We start from the raw sequence: 2,576 nt of genomic DNA on the forward strand, positions 1-2,576 counted from the left end.
TAATATCTTAACATACTGAGATAAAGAAAATAAAAAGTGTTGAGAAAGTTTCTTCCTCCCGCCGTAGCGGGAGGAAAAGCGTACATAAGCTTACGGGTTATTAGTACTACTCGACTATGACATTACTGCCTTTACATCTATAGCCTATCAACGTAGTCATCTCCTACGACCCTTAAAAGAAATCTCATCTTGTGGTGGGTTTCGCGCTTATATGCTTTCAGCGCTTATCCCTTCCAAACGTAGCTACTCTGCGATGCCACTGGCGTGACAACAGATACACTAGAGGTTTGTCCAATTCGGTCCTCTCGTACTAGAATCAGATCCACTCAAATTTCTTGCGCCCACAGTAGATAGAGACCGAACTGTCTCACGACGTTCTGAACCCAGCTCGCGTGCCACTTTAATGGGCGAACAGCCCAACCCTTGGGACCTTCTCCAGCCCCAGGATGTGACGAGCCGACATCGAGGTGCCAAACCCCCCCGTCGATATGAGCTCTTGGGGGAGATCAGCCTGTTATCCCCGGCGTACCTTTTATCCTTTGAGCGATGGCCCTTCCATGCGGAACCACCGGATCACTATGCTCTACTTTCGTACCTGATCGACCTGTATGTCTCTCAGTCAAGCTCCCTTATGCCATTGCACTCTACGCACGGTTACCAAGCGTACTGAGGGAACCTTTAGAAGCCTCCGTTACTCTTTTGGAGGCGACCACCCCAGTCAAACTACCCACCAAGCAATGTCCCCCGCATAACGGGGTTAGGCCTCAGACAAACAAAGGGTTGTATTTCAACAATGACTCCACAACGCCTAGCGACGCCACTTCACAGTCTCCAACCTATCCTACACATCATTTGTCCAAGGTCAATACTAAGCTATAGTAAAGGTGCACAGGGTCTTTTCGTCCCACTGCGGGTAAGCGGCATCTTCACCGCTACTACAATTTCACCGAGCTCATGGCTGAGACAGTGTCCAGATCGTTACACCATTCGTGCAGGTCGGAACTTACCCGACAAGGAATTTCGCTACCTTAGGACCGTTATAGTTACGGCCGCCGTTTACTGGGGCTTCATTTCAATGCTTCTCCGAAGATAACATCTCCACTTAACCTTCCAGCACCGGGCAGGTGTCAGGCCCTATACTTCATCTTACGATTTTGCAGAGCCCTGTGTTTTTGATAAACAGTCGCCTGGACCTCTTCACTGCGGCCAGCATTGCTGCTGGCGACCCTTCTCCCGAAGTTACGGGTCTATTTTGCCTAATTCCTTAGCCATGAATCTCTCGAGCACCTTAGGATTCTCTCCTCGACTACCTGTGTCGGTTTGCGGTACGGGTACTTATTACCTGAAGTTTAGAGGTTTTTCTTGGAAGCCCTTAGGCGCACTATCTCTTTGTCCGAAGACTCCGAGTACTATCGTATTTCCCCAAAACCCGTGGATTTGCCTGCGGGTTTTATAGGTAGGTACTTCAACGAACTATTCCGTCAGTTCGCGGCGCTTTCATCACTCCGTCACCCCATCACAGTAATAACTAGTACGGGAATATTAACCCGTTGTCCATCGACTGTCCCTTTCGGGTTCGCCTTAGGTCCCGACTAACCCACAGCTGATTAGCATAGCTGTGGAAACCTTAGTCTTTCGGTGTGCGGGTTTCTCGCCCGCATTATCGTTACTTATGCCTACATTTTCTTTTCTCACCGGTCCAGCATACCTTACGATACACCTTCTACCCTGTGAGAATGCTCCCCTACCACTTCGTAAATAAATACGAAATCCATAGCTTCGGTAATATACTTATGCCCGATTATTATCCATGCTCGTCCGCTCGACTAGTGAGCTGTTACGCACTCTTTAAATGAATGGCTGCTTCCAAGCCAACATCCTAGCTGTCTGGGCAGACAAACCTCGTTCTTTCAACTTAGTATATATTTGGGGACCTTAGCTGATGGTCTGGGTTCTTTCCCTCTCGGACTTGGACCTTAGCACCCAAGCCCTCACTGTTATGAAACATTATATAGCATTCGGAGTTTGTCAGGAATTGGTAGGCGGTGAAGCCCCCGCATCCAATCAGTAGCTCTACCTCTATATAACTTTACGCATAACGCTGCACCTAAATGCATTTCGGGGAGTACGAGCTATTTCCGAGTTTGATTGGCCTTTCACCCCTACCCACAGGTCATCCGAAGACTTTTCAACGTCAACCGGTTCGGACCTCCACTGTGTGTTACCACAGCTTCATCCTGCCCATGGGTAGATCACACGGTTTCGCGTCTAACACTACTGACTAAAGCGCCCTATTCAGACTCGCTTTCGCTACGGATCCGTGGCTTAACCACTTATCCTTGCCAGCAACGTTAACTCGTAGGCTCATTATGCAAAAGGCACGCCGTCACCCCACGAAAGGGCTCCGACCGCTTGTAAGCGTATGGTTTCAGGATCTATTTCACTCCGTTATTCACGGTTCTTTTCACCTTTCCCTCACGGTACTGGTTCACTATCGGTCTCTCAGGAGTATTTAGCCTTAGCGGATGGTCCCGCCAAATTCAGACAGGATTTCTCGTGTCCCGCCCTACTCAGGA

At 49.0% G+C, this 2,576-nt stretch carries 1 rRNA gene; it reads right to left on the bottom strand.

Going from position 1 to position 2,576, the window contains the following annotated elements:
• Window positions 1-80 precede the first annotated feature (80 nt).
• Window positions 81-2,576, bottom strand: a 23S ribosomal RNA gene (locus C4S35_RS15420); the annotation flags it as partial.

Source organism: Flavobacterium urumqiense, from assembly GCF_900108015.1.
In the GTDB taxonomy this organism is placed as follows: domain Bacteria; phylum Bacteroidota; class Bacteroidia; order Flavobacteriales; family Flavobacteriaceae; genus Flavobacterium; species Flavobacterium urumqiense.